The sequence below is a fragment of the Flavonifractor sp. An82 genome (genome assembly GCF_002159265.1).
In the GTDB taxonomy this organism is placed as follows: Bacteria; Bacillota; Clostridia; order Oscillospirales; family Oscillospiraceae; genus Flavonifractor.
Genome location: NZ_NFHG01000002.1, coordinates 245,998 through 263,799, shown reverse-complemented (window position 1 = coordinate 263,799; position 17,802 = coordinate 245,998). Strand labels below are relative to the sequence as shown.

Here is a 17,802-nt window from a genome sequence, read left to right as displayed (position 1 = left end):
GGCTTAATAGTGATAAGGTACTATTTAGCTTTGCGAGGGGCAGAGAACGGTGTGACCGTAATGGTCACGCCGTTTTTCTGCGTCCAAGGGTAGATTTCGCAACAACAGGCTCGGAAATCACAGGAATCTCTACGTCATCCACGAAGTTGAAATAGATTTTCACCTTCTGTACCCGCTTGCCGCTGGATTTGTCCGGCGCAAACACCTCAATCTTCTTGATATATTCATTGACTATCGTAGGTGTCAATTCCGGCACATCCACATACTTCTGGGTTAGAGCGACAAAGGCATCTACATCTGCACTCATGGTTTCCTGTGTTTCCAGCCATTCTTCCGTCACTTCAATTTCGAGTTTTAACCGCTCCTGTTCTGCCTCGTAATCGGCGGTCATTTTCTTGTACCGCTCTTTGCTCAGATCGCCCAGGACAAAATCCTCATAAAGTCGGGACAGAAGAACATCCAGGTCAGCCAGCCGTTTCTTCGCCTGCTCCACTCGCTTTCGATCTTCACGGATGTTGCGTTCCTGATCGGAGCGGCGGCATTGCAGCCATTCCTCTTGAAAACCCTCCACGTCCTGCCGGATATAGGCATTGACCGCCCGAATGCGCTCCAACACCAGTTCCCGCAGTACATCTTCCCGGATATAGTGGGCAGAACAGGTACCTCGACCGCTTTTGTAGCTGGAGCATACATAGTGGTCTTGCTTGCCGTCAAAGCTTTTGCAGGTAGCAAAGTGCAGCTTATTCCCACAATCAGGACAGAACAGAAGCCCGGAGAACAATCCCTGCCGTTCCGCTTTTGTGGGACGGCGTTTATTTTTTCTCAGCTCCTGCACCCTGTCACACTGAGCCTGGGAAACGATTGCTTCCTGCGTATCAGGGAAGATACACATATCTTCGATGTCATTGGGAATTCGCTTCTTCAGCTTATAGGACTTGGAATAGGTCTTGAAATTGCAGGTACAACCGGTGTACTCCATCCGCTCCAGAATACCCGCAACCGATTGACCAATCCAATGGTAAGGGCGCTCCGGCATCTTCTTGCGCTTTTTCGGGTCAGGATGGTTTTCCGACTGTTTGGCATACAGCGCCTTGGTAGTCAGCACCTTATCCTGCTCCAGTATACGGGCAATCTGTTCCGGCCCCTTGCCGTCAATGGCAAAGTCAAAGATGCGCTTGACTACTGGGGCGGCATCCTCGTCAATGATCCAATGGTCTTTATCGGCTGGGTCAGTGCGATAGCCATAGGGCGGTTTTCCCAGATGCTTTCCGCTGGTGCCTTTTTGGCGGAATACGACACGCACTTTTCTACTGGTGTCCCGTGGATACCATTCGTTGAACAAATTGCGAATAGCGGCAAAACCATCGCTGTCACCACGTTCGCTGTCCACACCGTCATTGACGGCAATGAAACGTACATCGTAGCTGGGGAAAATAATGTCCGTGTACTGCCCAACGGTCAGATAATCTCGGCCAAACCTGCTGAGATCTTTGACCAGCCAGCAACCGACAAGACCCTGCTTAACCAGCGCAAAGCCTTCCTGTACGCCGGGACGGTCAAAATTGGTTCCCGTATATCCGTCATCCACCAGAATTTTCAGGTTGGTGTAGCCATGCTCGGCTGCGTACCGGGTTAAAAACTCTTTTTGATTCTGTATCGAATTTGATTCTCCATCCAGTGCATCCTCATTGCTTAGGCGGCAGTACAGGATGGTGATTTTCTGCTGATCCAACATAGCGTCCTCCTTTACGGTTGGGTCAGCTGACAGAATCGGTGTGCATGGTGATATTGTAGCATGAATTTGAGTCTGTGTCATGAACAAAGCGCCTCCTTATCCGAGAAAATGAGCCGTTTTACCTTGTGGGTAAGCGGCTCATTTCCGTCACATACAGTCTCCAGCAGATACCAGGTATTTCCGATTTTTCGCTCTACCGTACCTGTAAAAGGATTCATTCGGTTTTCCCAGCGTTTCCGGCATTCTTCCAGAAAATCAATCGGCGGCTCAAAAATTGGGTCAAAGCAGGATTCGATGTCGATTTCGGCACAAGCGTTAATCAGCTTTTCCGAAGGAGAATCATCGAGCACCAGCTTATTGAGTTTTGTTGTCAGATTGGTCATAAGCAAAAATTCCTTTCTGTTAAAGTTCCATATCTTGCGATTTGCGGCGAGAAAGTTGATCGTGCTGCTTTATTTGCCGGGTCCGGGTCAAAATGGCGTCAAGAAAAGCCCGCACCTTTTCGGGTGCGAGCTTGACAGCTTCCAGATAAGGCCGTGCCTGTTCTTTTAGCGATTCATATCGCTGTTTCCAGACAGCGGCACTTTTTTGTGCGCTTTGCAGTTTTTCTTCCAAACGGCTGTTTTCCGCCTTGGCAAGAATCCCATTGACCGCATAGTCTTTGAGCGTATCGCACTCAGATGGAGTGAAAGTGACATTGCCGGTGATCGTCTTTTTCCCCATAGAACGGATTTCCTGTACAGTCAAGGCGGTGGTACGCTGCTCTTTGGTCTGTCTTTGCAGGGATTGCAGCTCTTTTTGCTTTTTCTCAACAGCAGCCTGTGCGGTGTCCAGCGCCTGCTCTGTCTGAGCGATTTGGGCGGTCACATCTTCCAGCCGCTGCTGCTCCTGTGCCACCTTGAACTGGGTCACCGTCAAATGTTCCTCGGTGCTGCCACGCTCTCCACGCTCCACATCGGTATATCCGGCAGCTTTCATATAGTTGAAGAAATCGTCTTGCAGGACACTGTACGATGTCCGCAGAACTTTCTTGCCCTTGGAGGTCAGAAGCGGATTGCCCTGTTCATCCAGAGCAACTTTGGATTCCCACTTTTTACTCCGGCTGACCTGCATAATGGTCTCCTTGACTGTACCTACAAGGGACTTATCCTTGCACCGCTTCGACCAGAGAATCTGTTTTTCCACCACCGGGACATAGACCACATGAAGGTGGTAGTGATACACATCCTGCCCCAGAGCTTCCGACATGGCTCGGTTGCGCTCATCGGCGTGCATGACGGCAGAGAGGATAGCGGAGCAGTTGATCTTGATGCAGGGGGTCCAGACACGGCGGTTGACCTCCGCATGGATGGCGTTAGCCAGAATCTCCTTGCCCGTTCCCGTCTCCCCAATGAGCAGCACGGGGCGCATAGATTGGGCGGCCAGCCGGCATTGCTGGACCACATCACGGGCAGCCGGGCTTTCCCCGATGTAATCGGCAAAGGTGTAGCTGGTGGCAAGCCGGGAGACAGTATTATAGTTATCCACCTCGACGCCATACGCATCCGGCAGCTTGGCAATGATTTGCTTCAGGTTGGTAAGATTTTTAAACAGGACGGTAGACAGCGCCCCAATTACTTGAGAGCCGCAGCAGATGGGAAATATGTTTACCAGACACTTACGCCCTTCCACTACATCCACTACACCCAGCTGCGATCGCCCGCTTTCCAAGGTGGTGTGGAACTTTGCATCTGGGTTCACCTCCCAGTAATACTTACCTGCAATCTCCTCAGGGGCCATTCGCCGCAGGGCCAGGGAGCCCTTCGTATTGTACACAAAGCGCCCCTCCCGATCTACAATCACTGCGGCGTCAAAGGCCTTTTCCAGCAGTTCATCCATTACCCCGCCCCGTGTACGCATCTGCTGCTCTGTCATCTCAGTATGCATGAGTTCACCGCCTGTTTTACAGTCTTTTGACCTCAGTGTAACAAAAAAATAGCTAAGATACAAGAAAGCGGTGGACATAAAAGCGCAGGACCTGAGCGGAATATAGTTTTACATAATGCTTATAAAAAGAAACATCTTATCTGGGATAGAAGCTTCCATTTCAGCCCGGATTACTTTTTGTCAACAGGTCCCTCATTTTATCTTATCTCGATTTGATGTTTGATGAATGCATCTTTGTATATGAACTTAAATTTATATATAACAGATAAGTGGATGGCATGAGCCAGTTTCCCGGCAGCAGATTGGATGCTCTCTCTAACTCCTCTGACGCAAACACAAATTTCACGGTATCGTTCTGTCTTTCTCGCCTCCCGCGAATACCGATATGATATCGGTCAACACCGCTATGTCCATCGACCTATTTGGGCAGGTCGCCGCTGACTCTCTTGGTTTCCACCAGCAGAGTGCTACAGGCGGTCAGGTCGATTTTGTACGCGGCGCACAGATGTCAAAAAACAGGAAATCTTTTTTCAATGAAGGATCGCGTATATGCCATGATTAGTTTGGCCCATCCTGCATTTCGGCAGCAATTACAGAAGGATGCGAAAAAGGCAGGTCTTATTCCCTGAGACTACGCCGCTATCCTCCCCCATAAACACATACCAACTATAAGTCCCCTAAAAAAGTTGCTACCCGGAAGGGCTTGCATGTTTAAGTCTTTCCGGGCAGCACTTTTCTATGACCCATCCGATATGCGTTTCCGGCACATCTCATTCCTTGAGATCCCAAGACTTTTCAGTCGATAGGAACACAAAAAGGAAGACATCTGCATCGGCAGATGTCTTCCTTTTTGCTCAACGTGAGAAGCTCATATCTGTTTATTCCCGCTAAAATATTACTATACAGTAGTCGTACCGCAGTCGGAGCAGAATTTTCCGGTCACCATTTTACGGCACTTGGGACAGAACCGGTCCCCTGCCTGCGGCTCCGGCTGGGGCTGTCCCATAGGCTTGCCGCACTGGGGACAGAAACGGACCGCGGTGGGACTGGCATAGCCGCAGGAGCCGCAAACACAGGACGCCTGCTGAGGCTGAGCTGCCTGCCCCATCATCTGGCCAGCCATCTGCATCCCCATAGCCATACCCATTCCGGATGCGGCAGCGGAGCCTGCACTGCCCGGCACACCCATGCTGTCCGCCATGCTGATGGCGGTATACTTGCCCACGTCGGTCACAAAGGACTGGGCCGCCGCCTTTTCCGCCATCTTCTGGACCTCAGGAGGATAGTTGAAGGCAAGAATATTCACATCCGCCACGCCCAGGCCAAACTCGCTGAGCTCCTTATCCAGCTCCGCCTGGATGGCCTTGCCCAGCGCCCGGCTGTTCTGTTGCAGGCTGATAAGGGCGTTCAGCCCCATCTGCCGCTCGCCCTTCAAGATGGCCTCGGCCACCACCGGGTTCAGCTCGCCCATGATCCGGTCGGCCACATCCTCCAGGGAATAGGTCTCCCGGACCCCCGCCACCTGGTTGATAAAGGTCTGATAATCCCGGAACTCCAGAATCAAATTGCCGTTGCAGCCCACCGGGACACCGGCAGGCACCTCCGGGGTGGGAATCATGATCCGCTGCCGAGTGCCCCAGGGCAGGGTCATTTCCTTGGCATTGACGAAATAGATCTCCGCCCGCATGCCGCTGTCCCCCCGCAGGGAAAACCAGCCCTGCAGCGCGGAGAAGAAGGGTACGATGTCGGTATAAATATCAAAGTTGCCCGGATTTTCAAAGACTGCGCCTACGATGCCGTCGGAATAGAAGATCGCCTTCTGCCCCGGTCGGAGAACCAGTCGGGAGCCCCGCTTAATCTCCTTGGCGGGCCACTTGTAAAACAGGAGGTCGTCCCGGGTCTCTTCCCATTCAATGGTATCTTTTCCCTGGCCAAACCATGCCATGGCTGTTCATCCTTTCTCAATCTCAAACTGTTGGTCCCAGCTCTGCCAGGGGGAATCCGCCTGGCATACCACCGCCTGGGGCGGCTCTGCTCCGTCCATGCGGGGCGCAGACGCCGCCTGCCTTCCCTCGAAGAAAAACAATAGTGCCGCCACAACCGCCGCACCGGCAGCCACCGCCGCCGCGATCTTGGGGATACTGTAGGGCCGCTGGCCGCCCACCTTGCCGCTCTCGCCGTTGACGATGTAGATATACTGCTTGCCGCCGTAGGTGAAGGCGGAGGTCCAGGCGGGCAGCAGAACGTGCTTGTAGGTGACTGTGTGATAGGTAATATTGATATCATCCACTCTGGTATGGCTAAAACCATGGCTGCGGATATCCTGCTCCGCCTCCTGGATCTGTCCATCCCGGATCTGTTCCTTGGCCGTTTCCACCGCCTGGGTGGCAGGAATGGCGTAGTGCTCCGCCAGGAAGCCGGACAGATAGCTGTGGGAGAAGGGTACCGTATGCTCACAGGTGTTGTAGGGCAGCACCTTCTCCACCACCTGACTGGCGGTGTTGAGGGCGGCGCACACCTGGAGATCATCGTAGTGCCCTCCTACCGTACCGCTGACCGGCCGCCAGTTGATTCTGGTACGGGTGTTGCCCTTACTGTCCCGGTAGGTGTGGGTATTGCCGCCATATCCCCGGTAGCTGGTGGTCACTTCCGCATCGAAGGTCCAGAAGGGCAGATAGATGCCCTGGAGCTTGCCGCCCTGGTAGGCACGCTTCAGCTGGTTAGGTGCAAACCAACGGCTCTTCACCCACCGGGAGAAATTCTGCTGGGCAGTCTCCTTGTCCACATGAAAGGGGATGAGTCCGTCCGGCGGTACGCCGGCCTCCTGCCGCTCCTCCAGCAGCTGGGTGGAGCCGCACATGGGGCACACCGTGGCGGTGCAGTACTCATCCACCGCAATCCGTGCGCCGCAGCCGCCGCACACGATGGTGGCATCCTCCGGAAAGGAGACCCGCTCTCCCTCCCGCTGAACATATCCGTCAAAGTTGTGCTCCTCCACCCGCTCCACGGTGGTCTCCGGCACATAGGGAGTCCGGCAGGAGGCACACTCCAGCTGTTGTTTGGCAATGTTCCACTTGATGGTGCCGCCGCAGTTGGCACACAGCTGCCGCTCGGCTTTTTCCTGACATTCCGTGCTCATTCTGTCCCTTCTTTCACCAGGTCCTTCTGCCTGTGGCGGACCGTCTTGTCCCCCATTTTATCACAGCGCGGACCGCACAGCAAGACTTGGTATCCGTTGCAGATAATTTGCTTTTTGATGCAAAAAAGGCGCAACTCTTGCGAATTGCGCCTTTTTTGTATTCATTTTCCAATCAGTTTGCTTCGTACAATTCCAGGATTGCACCGTCCTTCCAGACGAAAGCCAGGCGGTCCTTGTCATTGGCGGGCATGGGACCGCAGATCACGCTGTCAGCGTCGGCGATGTACTTTTCCAGATCATCCACCTTGTATGCCACATGAGGATTGCGGTGGATCTCCTCGGGGAAGGGGGTGCCCTCTTCAAACTTCAGATATTCGATCTTATAGTCATAGTCATCCACGTTGCTGACCCAGAACTTGGCCCCCTCATTGTAAGTCATATTGGGTTTGCGGTTGGTGACGGGGATCCCGATGTGCATATATTCAGCGGACATAGCGCTTCCTCCTTTTAACCGTGTTTGACGCTTTCATAGACCTCCAGAGCCTGCTTGGGCGTATAGCCCTTGTGGACCACCGCACCGATGGCCTGGGCCATACCGGCGGGGCAGTCGGATTGGAAGATGTTCCGGCCCATATCCACACCGTGAGCCCCCTCCTGAATGGCCCTGTAGGCCATCTCCAGAGCCTCCGGCTCAGGCAGCTTCTTGCCCCCGGCAATGACAATGGGCACCGGACAGGCGGCGGCCACCCGCTCGAAACCCTCGCAGTAGTAGCTTTTCACAATATTGGCGCCGTTTTCCGCCAGCACACGGGTGGCCAGCTGGAAGAACTTTTCGGTGCGCTCCATCTGCTTACCAACCGCCACCACACCCAGGGTGGGAATGCCGTATCTGGCGCCTGCGTCGGCAGTGCGGCAGAGCAGCTCCAGGGAGCGGGACTCGCCGGGGGCGCCGATGAAGGTTTGCACGGCCATGCAGTCGGCATTCATACGGATGGCATTTTCAATGTCACAGGCAATGCCGCCGCCGTTGGACATCTCATCAAAAAGGACAGTGGTATCATAGGTGACCCGGACACACTTGGCCACCCTGGCGGCAGGAGAGATGCAGGAGCGGATCACGCCCTTGGTCCCCATCAGCACATCCACATAGGGAATGAGGGGCGGGATCACCAGATCAATGCGCTCCAGCCCGGCAGTGGGGCCCATGATATAGCCGTGGTCAAATGCCAGCATAACGGCATTGCCCGACTCCGGATCAAACATGCGGGCAAGGCGGCTCTTCATACCCCAGTCCGCATGGGACGCGCCTTTGACAAAGAAGCCCTCCTGGGCCACCGGGATATCCAGGTGGTAGTCGTGGGCAGCCTTGTTTCCAATGTTGTCAGCCATAGCTTACTCCTTACTGTAGGCGGGGGTGTGGCAGGGGGTGTTCCACAGGCGGATAAACTCATCGTCCCACTTGGCGATGTTCATCTGGAAGCCGCCGGCCTCCTGCACGGTGAGGATCTCACCCACCATATTGGCCACCACTTCAATGCCCTTGCCCTTCAGATACTCTACCGTATCCTTGAAGAGGATGAGCATCTCCATCATAGTGGTGGCGCCGCAGCCGTTGATCATGACAAAGGTCCTGTCGCCCGCCTTCAGGTCCAGCTTCTTGCACAGCGCCTCGGCCACCGTGGCCACGGTCTCCTTGGCAGACATCATGGGCACCCGGACGCCGCCGCCCTCACCGTGCTGACCGGCGCCGATCTCCATCATGTCGGTCTCCCCCAGATCGCCAAAGGACATGCCGTTCTGGGGATGAGTGGCGTCGGTGGATTTTACAGTAATGGAGGCCATGTTGTCGGCGTAGCGCTGGGCGATCTCAGCCACCTCGTCCAGGCTCTTGCCCTCCCGGGCGGCGGCTGCGGCAATGTGGTACAGGGCCACAGCGCCGGCCAGGCCCCGCTTGTTGTCCTCGCCGTTGGGGTCGTACTGGGCCTCCTCCCCGGTAACCACCTGGCGGAAGTTGAGCCCGGCCTTCTGGGCCAGTTTGATGGCCTGCTTGCCTGCCAGCTGGTCGCCGGCGTAATTCAGGGTAAGCAGCAGCACGCCGTGGCCCTTGTCGGCCAGCTTCATGGCGTCAAAGACCAGCTTGGCATTGGGGGCGGCAAAGATATCGCCCACGGCCTGCACATCCAGCATGCCCTTACCCACAAAGCCGGCCTGGGCGGGCTCATGACCGGAGCCGCCATAGGTGACGATGGTCACCCGGTCGGCGTCGGCCAGGTCCTTGCTGATGACCAGATGGCCGTCCACTTCCACGATATCGGAGTAGGCCAGACCCAGGCCCACCAGCTCTTCATCCGTAATGGTCTCAGGCGCGTTGATAAACTTCTTCATTTTCATAACATGTTACCTCCCGGTTCAATCTGTGTTCCGATTTTACGCCTGGGCCAGGCCCTGGAAGAAGAGGGCCATGGAAACCGCGCCGGCGTCAGGGGTACCGATGGTCTGCTCGCCGTAGCTCTTGGCCCGGCCAAACTTTGCGGTGAACTGTTTCGTGGCCTCGGCGCCCTCCATGGCGGCCCGGGCCGCAGCCGCAAATAGGCCGGCCTCGTCGCCGGTATAGGCTCCGATGGCCTCGGCAGCGGGGATGAGGGCGTCCATCATGGTCTTATCCCCCGTCTTGGCCCCAGAAATCTCGTCCAGTGCCTCAAAGGCGTGGGCAAACATGGCTTTGAGCCCGGCGGTGTCCACCTCGTCCCCCTCAGGGGCCGCCTCCTGCAGGCCGTCCAGCCAGGTATTCCAGAGGGGGACCGCGCTGCCGCCGTTGAGGACCATCACTGCCATGGCGGCGTCGTCCAGCATGGCCTGGATGCCGCCCTCAGACTCATCCACAGCCTGGGAAATGGCCCCGGCGATCTTGTGCATGGTCAGGCCGTGGTCCGCGTCACCAAATTTGGAGTCGATCTCCGTCAGGGTGCCCTCCGCCGCTGTGACAGAGGCGCACGCCTGTTTCAAGCGGGCTGCAAGTTCGCTTTTCTTCATTGCTATCCCTTCTTTTCCATAAAACATGTCAAATTTTCTCCGGATGACGGGCTGGCTTTTGTTACCTTTGTGCAATCATCCTATACCAGCCGGTAACGGAAGTCAACAAGAATGAATGAGTTCTACAGAATCAATAAAGAAAATCGCAGAAACTTATGCATAAAACACAAAAAACACTTCTGCCCGCTTTGATCAAAGCAGGCAGAAGTGTTACATATGTGAATATTCAATTCAATGCAGCCTTCACCAAGTCGGTACGGGCCGTCAGGTGAGTAAAAATTCCTGACCGGAGAGCCCCCCGCAGGGCTCTGACGCTGGTGTTGGCGGAGCACACCCCGATGACGTTGGGGCAGGCCTTCAGGGCATCCAGTGGGATCTGGATGGCGAAGTCCTGGTCGGACTGAATGACGGACCCTTCCTCATTGAAGTAGTAGACCAGCAAGCGGCCGCAGGTGCGGTTCTGCTGGAGCAGGTCGCCGTACCGCACCAGGGAGGCAAAATCGGGACTGGAGGGGTAGTTGCCGATGTTGACCAGAGCGGTATCCATCTGGGCCCACTGCAGCTGGATCTGACGGTAGATCTCAGTGGAGCAGAGCAGCTGCTTTTCCTCCACACTCTCCGGCAGGGCAGGGAGATAGATGAAGTGGGGTGCAGCGCCCAGCTGCTGGGCAATGAGGCGGACATTTTCGTTGGACTGATAATTGCGGGCGGGAATGCTGGCATTGCCCACCAGGGGACAGATATCGGTAACGGTGCTGTCCGGCTGGGGATGGGCCTCCAGCCAGGTCACCAGCTGGCCGATGAGGTGGCCCCAGCCAATGCCCAGACGCCGGGAACGGAGCTGCCGCAGCAGCTGTACAGCCCCCTCCGAAAGGCGCTGGTTGGTGGCGTCGTCATCCGGACCATCCTCCACCAGAACGCCGTCCCGAATGGTGGTGGACAGGCGCAGGCGGTCCAGCAGGGCGGCGGAGTCGGAGCCGGGCAGGCCCACGGTGATCTTCACCACACCCAGCTCCCGGGCTTCGCTGAGCATCCGGCTGATCAGCGGCCTGGACACCCCCAGTTCCCGGGCAATCTCGCTCTGCTTCCAGTCCTCCAGATAGTAGCGCCGGGCCACGTGGGCCAGTCGATTCAGTTTTTCCTGGCTGCAATGCATGATAGACTCACCCTGACCATGGTTACATTTGTTACTCCATCATAGTACATTACCCCGCCGAATGCAACCTCCAATCGGTCAGCCCTGTCCCTCCAGCAGTGTAAAGTCCAGCAGCTCCTGGGACCACTCCCGCTCCGGGGCGTCCAGTCCCCGACCGTCCACCATCAATTCCCCCACCTGATTGTCGTAGGGGTCCTGCCGCCAGTCAGGCATGGGAGGGGTCAAAGGGGCCTGGAAAGCGGAATTGGCCACCATGCGCCAGGGGTCCAGATTGCCGAAATAGTGGCGGCGGCGGGCGTCCTCCCCGTTGCGCCGGGCGGAGGAGCCGTAGGAGCAGTCCGCCCACAGCCATCCGTGGGGTGCCAGATAGAACATAGCCCAGTCGTGGGGGCCCACGCCGTCCGGCCGCACCGCCAGGCCGCTCTGCCACCGGGCAGGAATACCCGCGATCCGGCACAGGGTAATGAAGAGCAGGGCAAACACGCCGCAGTCCCCCCGGAGGGTCTTGGCACACTGGTCGGCGATACAGTCCAGCTGCAGATAGGCAGGCTGATAGCGGTAGTCCACCTGGCCGGTCACATAGTCATAGATGGCCCGTGCCTTTTCCGCCGGTGTAGAACATCCCCGGCAGATGGCCGCCGCCAGAGCCCGCAGGTAGGGGGTAAAAACGATGTGGGGAGCCTGTTCCTCCAGGTCAAAGTCGGGCTGGACCGGGTCCAACGGAATGGTCATGGGGTCCACATAGCGGGCGCGGAACAGGTAGCTGTAGGTCACGGTAAAGCGGTCCACATCCCGGGTGCGCCACCACATGGTGCGCTGAGGAGCGTGCTCCGGCGCGGCCACGCCGCCGGGGGTATGGTCCAGAATGCGGATCTCGCTCTGCTGGGGACAGGCCGCCGGAATGGGCAGCCAGGCCTGCACCTCTTTGCCCTCCACGGGGACAAGCGCACAGATGCTGGCCCGCAGGGTGATACGGGCGGTCAGCTCCCCCGCCTTCTCCATCCGGGCCAGGACCTGATCCCGCCAGGAGTTGTCCGTCTCCTCCTGTTTCAGGCCGGGCGCTTCTTTGGGGTAGATGCGCAGGGATTCCAGAAACCGCTCATGACAGCGCAGTTCCCCGTCGATCATGCGCCAGTCGATGCGTCCGCCATCTGCCAAAGCGTCAAACTGCGCCTCGGTAAACTGAGGCCATTCGGCCCGGATCATGGAAAGGGCCTCTTCCCGAGAATAGGGATAGTCCCCGGGCAGGCGGTTCAGCCGCAGCCGCTCCGCCTCCAGGCGGGGAGCCAGCAGCGGCTGGCGGCACTGCTCCAGCCGCCGGTCAATGAGCCGGATGGCGCCAGCCAGGTCCCCCATCTCCTTCCGCCGGGCAATATCTGCCGGCAGCGGTTCATTCAAATACAGAAAGGCCTCATTTTTGTTCACAGGCCCAGCCTCCTTTTTGTATCCCCACATGTGATGCAGGGTAATTTCTTTTCAGTCGCCGTTGAGCAGGTCGATCTGGGTCTCCAGCTCCAAAATCCGGGCCGTCAGTCCCTCGATCTCCCCTTCTATGCGCTCCCGCCGCCGGAGCACTTCGGAGCTCTCCGGCTGTTCTTCCTCCAACTCCCCCAGGCTGTCCTGCAAATTTTCCAGCTGCACCTCCAGGGTGCTCACCTGGCGCTCCAGCACCCGCAGAGCCTCGCTGTTGTCCTCGTCCTCCGCCTCCAGCAGGGCAAAGCCGGTGGTCTCCTCCAGCAGCGCGGTCTCCTCGTCCTCTTCCCAGTCAAACTCATGGTCAAACAATGTGTTCACCTCGTCTCTGAATCAGCACCACCGCCACGTCGTTGACGTTGGTGCCGGTGGCTCCGGTGCGGATCAGCCCGCCGCAGGCCTCCAGGCCGTGGTAGGCGTCGTTGTTCCGGAGCACATCAAAGATACGGATACCCTTGCCAGCCAAAACGGTCTGGGTCTGTCCATCCACATAGCCGCCAGCAGCATCGGTGGGGCCATCGGTCCCGTCGCTGCCCACAGAAAAGACCGCGGTCCCTGGCAGGCCGGCGATCCCCGGTGCCGCGGCCAGGGCCAGCTCCTGATTGCGCCCGCCCTTTCCCGTTCCGGTCAGGTGCACCACCGTCTCGCCCCCCGCCACAAAGGCCAGGGGCCAGCAGGTATCCTGATGGCTGCGGGCAACGGCAGCCAGAAAGGCTCCCACCTCCCTGGCCTCACAGGTCAGGCTGTCGGTAAGGATGTATGGCGCATAGCCCAGTTCCTCACAGGCCCGGGCTGCCGCCGCGCACAGCGCCCGAACATTTCCGGTGATGCAGGTCTCCACATGGTCCAGTACCTTGGGAGTCTCCCGCTCCAGACAGCGCCGGGCTGTCTCCGAGAGAGGAAGGTCGTATTTTCGTACAATCTCCCAGGCCTGCTCCGCCGTGGTGGAGTCTGGGCAGGCCGGTCCTGAGGCGATGGCGTCCAGCTTGTCGCCAATGACGTCGGACAAAATAACGGCGGATACGCGGGCCGGGGCACAGTGGGCCCCGAACCGGCCGCCCTTGACTGCGGACAGCCGCTTCCGGATGGTGTTGATCTCCACGATATCAGCCCCGCAGGCCAGCAGCCTTTGGGTCAGCTGTTGCAGCTCCTCCGGCGGGATCAGGGGGTCTTCCAGCAGGGCGGAGCCGCCCCCGGAGAGGAGGAAGAGCACCGTATCCGCCGGGCTCAGGTCCGCCGTCAGGGCCAGCGCCTCCCTTGTGGCGGAAAAGCTGTCTTCATCCGGCAGCGGATGGCCGCCCTCCCGGATCCGCAGGTGTCCGATGGGCCCTTGGGCATACCCGTGCTTGGTGATGACGATGCCGTCATCCACCCGGCCGTCCAGCGCCGTCCAGGCCGCCCGGGCCATGGACCAGGCCGCCTTACCCACTGCTACCAGCACCAGCCGCCCCGGGCCAAAGGAGCATCCCGCCAGCGCCCGGCTCACCGCTATATCCGGCTGCACCGCGGCGATGGCACGCGCCACGATCCGGTCGCAGTGCTCCCGCAGCTCCATGGCTCTCTCCTCCCCCTGGCTCTGTGCTTCTTCCAGAATTGTACCACGTTCCGCCGCCCCGGCGCAACCGTCCCCCTTTACAATCCCCACGCCCTCCGCTATGATAAGAGTACGAATCAAATAAACCCTGTCTCCTTTGTACCAATGCGGAAGGAAGGAACTGATATGGATCAATCCCACCCTCACTATCAAGCCTATTTGCAGATCCTGCGGGAGGAGCTGGTGCCCGCCATGGGCTGCACCGAACCCATCGCCCTGGCCTACGGCGCGGCGGTGGCCCGCCGGGCCCTGGGCTGTCTCCCCGACACGGTCTCCGTCCAGGTCAGCGGCAACCTGGTGAAAAATGTGAAGAGCGTCATTGTCCCCAACACCGGCGGTCTCAAGGGCATCCCCGCCGCTGTCACTGCCGGTCTGGTGGCCGGTGATGCGGACAAGGCGCTGGAGGTCATTTCCGTGGTGACCGAGGAGCAGAAGGCGGAGATGACCGTCTTCCTCCAGTCTCATACCATAGAGGTCCATCTGGCCGACACCCCTCTGACCTTTGACTACACCATCACCCTCACCGGCGGCGGCCACACCGTCACCCTGCGCATTGCCAACTACCATACCAACATCGTGCTGCTGGAGAAGGACGGGGTGAAGGAGATCGACCTGCCGGTGGAGGGAGAGCAGGAGACCGACCTCACCGACCGGTCCATTCTCTCCATCCAGGGCATTGTGGACTTTGCCGACAGCGTGGATGTGGAAGACCTGCGCCCCCTGCTGGACCCCCAGATCCAGTACAACATGGCCATTGCGGAGGAAGGCCTGCTCCACGCCTACGGCGCCAACGTGGGCAAGGTGCTCATGAGTACCGAGGCCTCCCTGGAGCGGCGGGCTAGGGCCAAGGCTGCCGCCGGCTCCGACGCCCGGATGAACGGCTGCGAGATGCCGGTGGTCATCGTGTCGGGCAGCGGCAATCAGGGTATCACAGCCTCGGTGCCCGTCATCGAGTACGCCCGCAGCCTTGGTATCCCGGAGGAGCGGATGTATCGGGCCCTGGCAGTGTCCGACCTGTGCACCATCCACCAGAAGACCTACATCGGCCGCCTGTCCGCCTTCTGCGGCGCGGTGAGCGCCGGGGCCGGCGCGGGCGCCGGCATCTGCTACCTGCTGGGAGGCGGCTACGACCAGGTGAAGCACACCATCGTCAACGCCCTGGCCTTCCACTCCGGCGTGGTGTGCGACGGCGCCAAGTCCAGCTGCGCCGCCAAGATCAGCATGGCGGTGGAGGCCGGTATCTTCGGCTACCAGATGTACCAGAACGGCCAGGAGTTCCGCACCGGCGACGGCATCATCAGCGACGGCGTGGAGCATACCATCCAGAACGTGGGCGAGCTGGGCCGCCAGGGCATGCGGGAAACCGACCATGTGATCCTGGACATGATGACCCGGGAGCCCTGCTGATTGCTTTCCGAAAACAAAAAATTGGGACCTGCCGCTGGCAGGTCCCAATTTTCATTCATAGGTGTGGGTGCAGACCTCCCGGATCTTGGCCTGGAGGGTCTTCAGATCTACAAAGCTCTCCGGCCGCTTGGAGGGGTCCCGCAACAGGGCGGAGGGATGGAACATGGCCATCATCCACACCCCGGCCTTCTCCATCCACTGGCCGTGCTCCCGGGTGATCTTGAAGTCGTCCTTCATCAGCCGGATGGCGGCAATGCGGCCCAGACAGACGATGATCTTGGGCCGGATGAGGGCCACCTGATTGCGCAGATAGCCGATACAGGCCTCCTGCTCAATGTTCAGCGGGTCCCGGTTTCCCGGCGGACGGCACTTGACCATGTTGCCTATGAAAACCTTGTCCCGGCGCAGATCGATCATGGTGAGCATGTCGTCCAGCAGCTGGCCCGCACGACCCACAAAGGGACGGCCAGTCAGGTCCTCCTGCTCGCCGGGGCCCTCGCCGATAAACATGACCTCCGCGTCCCGGGCGCCCTCGCCAAAGACCACATTGTGCCGGGTATCGGCCAGGCTGCACCTGCGGCAATCCATACATTCCGCGTAGAGCTGGTCCCAGTTTTTCACACCGTCCTACCCCCTTTCTTCGCTGGTTTTCCCCATTGTAACATAGAGCGCTTCCCTTTGCCTAGGGCAGATTTTGTCAAAATTCACAGTTGCTTTTCCGAAAAAAAGCGCATATACTACGCCCATAAAGGCTGCGACAAAGACCGCCGCCCGTGAGAGCCGACAGAGAATCCGGGTCACCGACTGAGAGCCCGGTCCGGCAGGATGGGATGGCGCAACACTTTTGAGCCGATGTGCCGAGTCCCGTCTGGGAGGTAGGTTCGTCCGTATTACTCGCGTTAAGAGTTCCAAGTGGCTCCATCAAAGGTGATGGGGCAACTACGGGTGGTACCGCGGAGTTTTTCCGTCCCGAAGTCGTTTTGATCGACTTCGGGACTTTTTTTATTTTTTCAAACAAGAAAGGTTGTGAACGGTATGGTATTCCTGGCAAGACAAATCGACAAAGCGGTGGAGGGCCGGAATAACCAGCCCGTCACCATCCACGGCGCAGTCCATGCCCTGCGGGACATGGGCGGCATCACCTTCGTCACCCTGCGTACCCGGACCGGCCTGGTCCAGTGCGTGTGCACCAAAAAGGACGCCCTGGACGGGGCTACCGAGGAGTGCGCTGTCACCGCCGCAGGCACCTGGCGGGAAGAGCCCCGGGCTCCCGGTGGGAAAGAGCTGACCGACGCCCGGCTGACGGTCCTCTCCCGTCCCGCCGCTCCCCTGCCGGTGCCCCTGTCCAAGAAGAAGCTGGACCTGAACCTGGACACCGAGCTTGGCCTGCGTCCGGTGGTGCTGAGAGCTCCCAAGGAGCGGGCGGTGTTCCGCATCCAGGCCGCCATTGGCCGGGCCTTCCGGGATTATCTCCAGTGTCAGGGCTTTACCGAGATCCACACCCCCAAGATCGTCCACGCCGGGGCCGAAGGCGGGTCCAACATCTTCCGGCTGGACTACTTTGGCAAAAAGGCCTTCCTGGCCCAGTCCCCCCAGTTCTACAAGCAGACCATGGTGGGCGCCTTTGAGCGGGTATACGAGGTGGCCCCCGTATTCCGGGCGGAGAAGCACTCCACCCAGCGCCACCTGAACGAGTACACCTCCCTGGATTTTGAAATAGGCTATATCCAGTCCTTTACCGAGATCATGGAGATGGAGCAGGGCTTCCTCCAGCATCTGATGGAGCTGCTCAAGCGCGAGTATTTCGCTGAGCTGGCTCTGCTGGGGGTAGAGCTGCCCGACGCCTCTAAAATCCCCGCTGTCCGCTTCGACGAGATCAAGCGGCTGGCGGCAGAGAAGTACGGCTATCAGATCCGGGACCCCTTCGATCTGGAGCCGGAGGAGGAGCACGCCATCGGCAAATACGCCAAGGAGGAGTGGGGCAGCGACTTTGTGTTCGTCACCCACTATCCCAGCAAGAAGCGGCCCTTCTACGCCATGGACGATCCCGACGACGCCCGGTTCACCCTGTCCTTCGACCTGCTGTTCCGGGGCCTGGAGGTGACCACCGGCGGCCAGCGTATCCACGACTACGCCGCTCAGGTGGCCAAGATGAAGGCCCGGGATATGGACCCGGCAGAGTTCGAAAGCTATCTCATGATCCACAAGCACGGCATGCCCCCCCACGGCGGCCTGGGCATCGGCCTGGAGCGTCTGACCATGCAGCTGTGCGGATTGGACAACGTCCGTCGGGCCTGCCTCTTCCCCAGAGACCGCACCCGCCTGGAACCTTAAGGAGG

The 17,802-nt window shown here is 58.7% G+C and carries 16 protein-coding genes; 2 read left to right on the top strand and 14 right to left on the bottom strand.

Translation table 11 applies throughout. The features are described 5' to 3' along the window. Positions 1-64: 64 nt before the first annotated feature. The 13 genes from B5G34_RS04890 to B5G34_RS04825 all read right to left on the bottom strand — a co-directional run bounded on the left by B5G34_RS04890 (position 65) and on the right by B5G34_RS04825 (position 14,017). Positions 65-1,816, bottom strand: a complete 1,752-nt coding sequence (locus B5G34_RS04890; protein WP_087334792.1) for a recombinase family protein — start codon at positions 1,814-1,816, stop codon at positions 65-67. After that, on the bottom strand, positions 1,813-2,118 hold the full coding sequence (locus B5G34_RS04885) for a hypothetical protein (RefSeq protein WP_013379447.1): 306 nt from the start codon (positions 2,116-2,118) through the stop codon (positions 1,813-1,815). The genes B5G34_RS04890 and B5G34_RS04885 overlap by 4 nt, the downstream gene beginning before the upstream one ends. A gap of 19 nt (positions 2,119-2,137) precedes the next feature. Continuing rightward, positions 2,138-3,613 carry a sigma 54-interacting transcriptional regulator gene (locus B5G34_RS04880; protein WP_204245909.1) on the bottom strand — a complete coding sequence of 492 codons (1,476 nt, stop codon included), beginning with the start codon at positions 3,611-3,613 and terminating at the stop codon, positions 2,138-2,140. A gap of 946 nt (positions 3,614-4,559) precedes the next feature. Further along, the gene (locus B5G34_RS04870) at positions 4,560-5,606 is read right to left on the bottom strand and encodes an SPFH domain-containing protein (protein WP_087334789.1); all 1,047 of its coding nucleotides are present in this window, start codon (positions 5,604-5,606) and stop codon (positions 4,560-4,562) included. A gap of 6 nt (positions 5,607-5,612) precedes the next feature. Further along, complete coding sequence (locus tag B5G34_RS04865) at positions 5,613-6,800, bottom strand: hypothetical protein (RefSeq protein ID WP_087334787.1); 1,188 nt, start codon at positions 6,798-6,800, stop codon at positions 5,613-5,615. Between the two features lie 172 nt (positions 6,801-6,972). Next, a complete protein-coding gene (locus B5G34_RS04860) occupies positions 6,973-7,293 on the bottom strand; it encodes a hypothetical protein (RefSeq protein ID WP_087334785.1) in 321 nt (106 codons plus the stop codon). A gap of 14 nt (positions 7,294-7,307) precedes the next feature. Further along, positions 7,308-8,189, bottom strand: coding sequence for a 3-hydroxy-5-phosphonooxypentane-2,4-dione thiolase (gene lsrF, locus B5G34_RS04855; RefSeq protein ID WP_087334783.1), 882 nt, complete (start codon positions 8,187-8,189; stop codon positions 7,308-7,310). 3 nt (positions 8,190-8,192) lie between these two features. After that, positions 8,193-9,191: a dihydroxyacetone kinase subunit DhaK gene (locus tag B5G34_RS04850; RefSeq protein ID WP_087334780.1), complete on the bottom strand. Its 999-nt coding sequence runs from the start codon at positions 9,189-9,191 to the stop codon at positions 8,193-8,195. 36 nt (positions 9,192-9,227) lie between these two features. Further along, positions 9,228-9,833, bottom strand: a complete 606-nt coding sequence (locus B5G34_RS04845; RefSeq protein WP_087334778.1) for a DAK2 domain-containing protein — start codon at positions 9,831-9,833, stop codon at positions 9,228-9,230. Positions 9,834-10,059: 226 nt separating this feature from the next. Continuing rightward, positions 10,060-10,989, bottom strand: coding sequence for a sugar-binding domain-containing protein (locus tag B5G34_RS04840; protein WP_087334776.1), 930 nt, complete (start codon positions 10,987-10,989; stop codon positions 10,060-10,062). Between the two features lie 78 nt (positions 10,990-11,067). Further along, positions 11,068-12,414 carry a transglutaminase-like domain-containing protein gene (locus B5G34_RS04835; protein ID WP_242956840.1) on the bottom strand — a complete coding sequence of 449 codons (1,347 nt, stop codon included), beginning with the start codon at positions 12,412-12,414 and terminating at the stop codon, positions 11,068-11,070. Positions 12,415-12,465: 51 nt separating this feature from the next. Beyond that, positions 12,466-12,774: a hypothetical protein gene (locus tag B5G34_RS04830; protein ID WP_087334774.1), complete on the bottom strand. Its 309-nt coding sequence runs from the start codon at positions 12,772-12,774 to the stop codon at positions 12,466-12,468. Further along, positions 12,767-14,017: a DUF4147 domain-containing protein gene (locus tag B5G34_RS04825; RefSeq protein ID WP_087334772.1), complete on the bottom strand. Its 1,251-nt coding sequence runs from the start codon at positions 14,015-14,017 to the stop codon at positions 12,767-12,769. The genes B5G34_RS04830 and B5G34_RS04825 overlap by 8 nt, the downstream gene beginning before the upstream one ends. 165 nt (positions 14,018-14,182) lie before the next feature. Between B5G34_RS04825 and B5G34_RS04820 the strand changes: the two genes are divergently transcribed. Then, on the top strand, positions 14,183-15,463 hold the full coding sequence (locus tag B5G34_RS04820; RefSeq protein WP_087334771.1) for an L-serine ammonia-lyase, iron-sulfur-dependent, subunit alpha: 1,281 nt from the start codon (positions 14,183-14,185) through the stop codon (positions 15,461-15,463). 51 nt (positions 15,464-15,514) lie between these two features. Here the strand turns inward: B5G34_RS04820 and B5G34_RS04815 are convergent, their stop codons facing one another. Beyond that, on the bottom strand, positions 15,515-16,084 hold the full coding sequence (locus B5G34_RS04815) for a uracil-DNA glycosylase (RefSeq protein WP_087334769.1): 570 nt from the start codon (positions 16,082-16,084) through the stop codon (positions 15,515-15,517). Between the two features lie 414 nt (positions 16,085-16,498). Between B5G34_RS04815 and aspS the strand changes: the two genes are divergently transcribed. Further along, positions 16,499-17,797: an aspartate--tRNA(Asn) ligase gene (gene aspS, locus B5G34_RS04810; RefSeq protein ID WP_087334767.1), complete on the top strand. Its 1,299-nt coding sequence runs from the start codon at positions 16,499-16,501 to the stop codon at positions 17,795-17,797. The last annotated feature ends 5 nt before the right edge of the window (positions 17,798-17,802 follow it).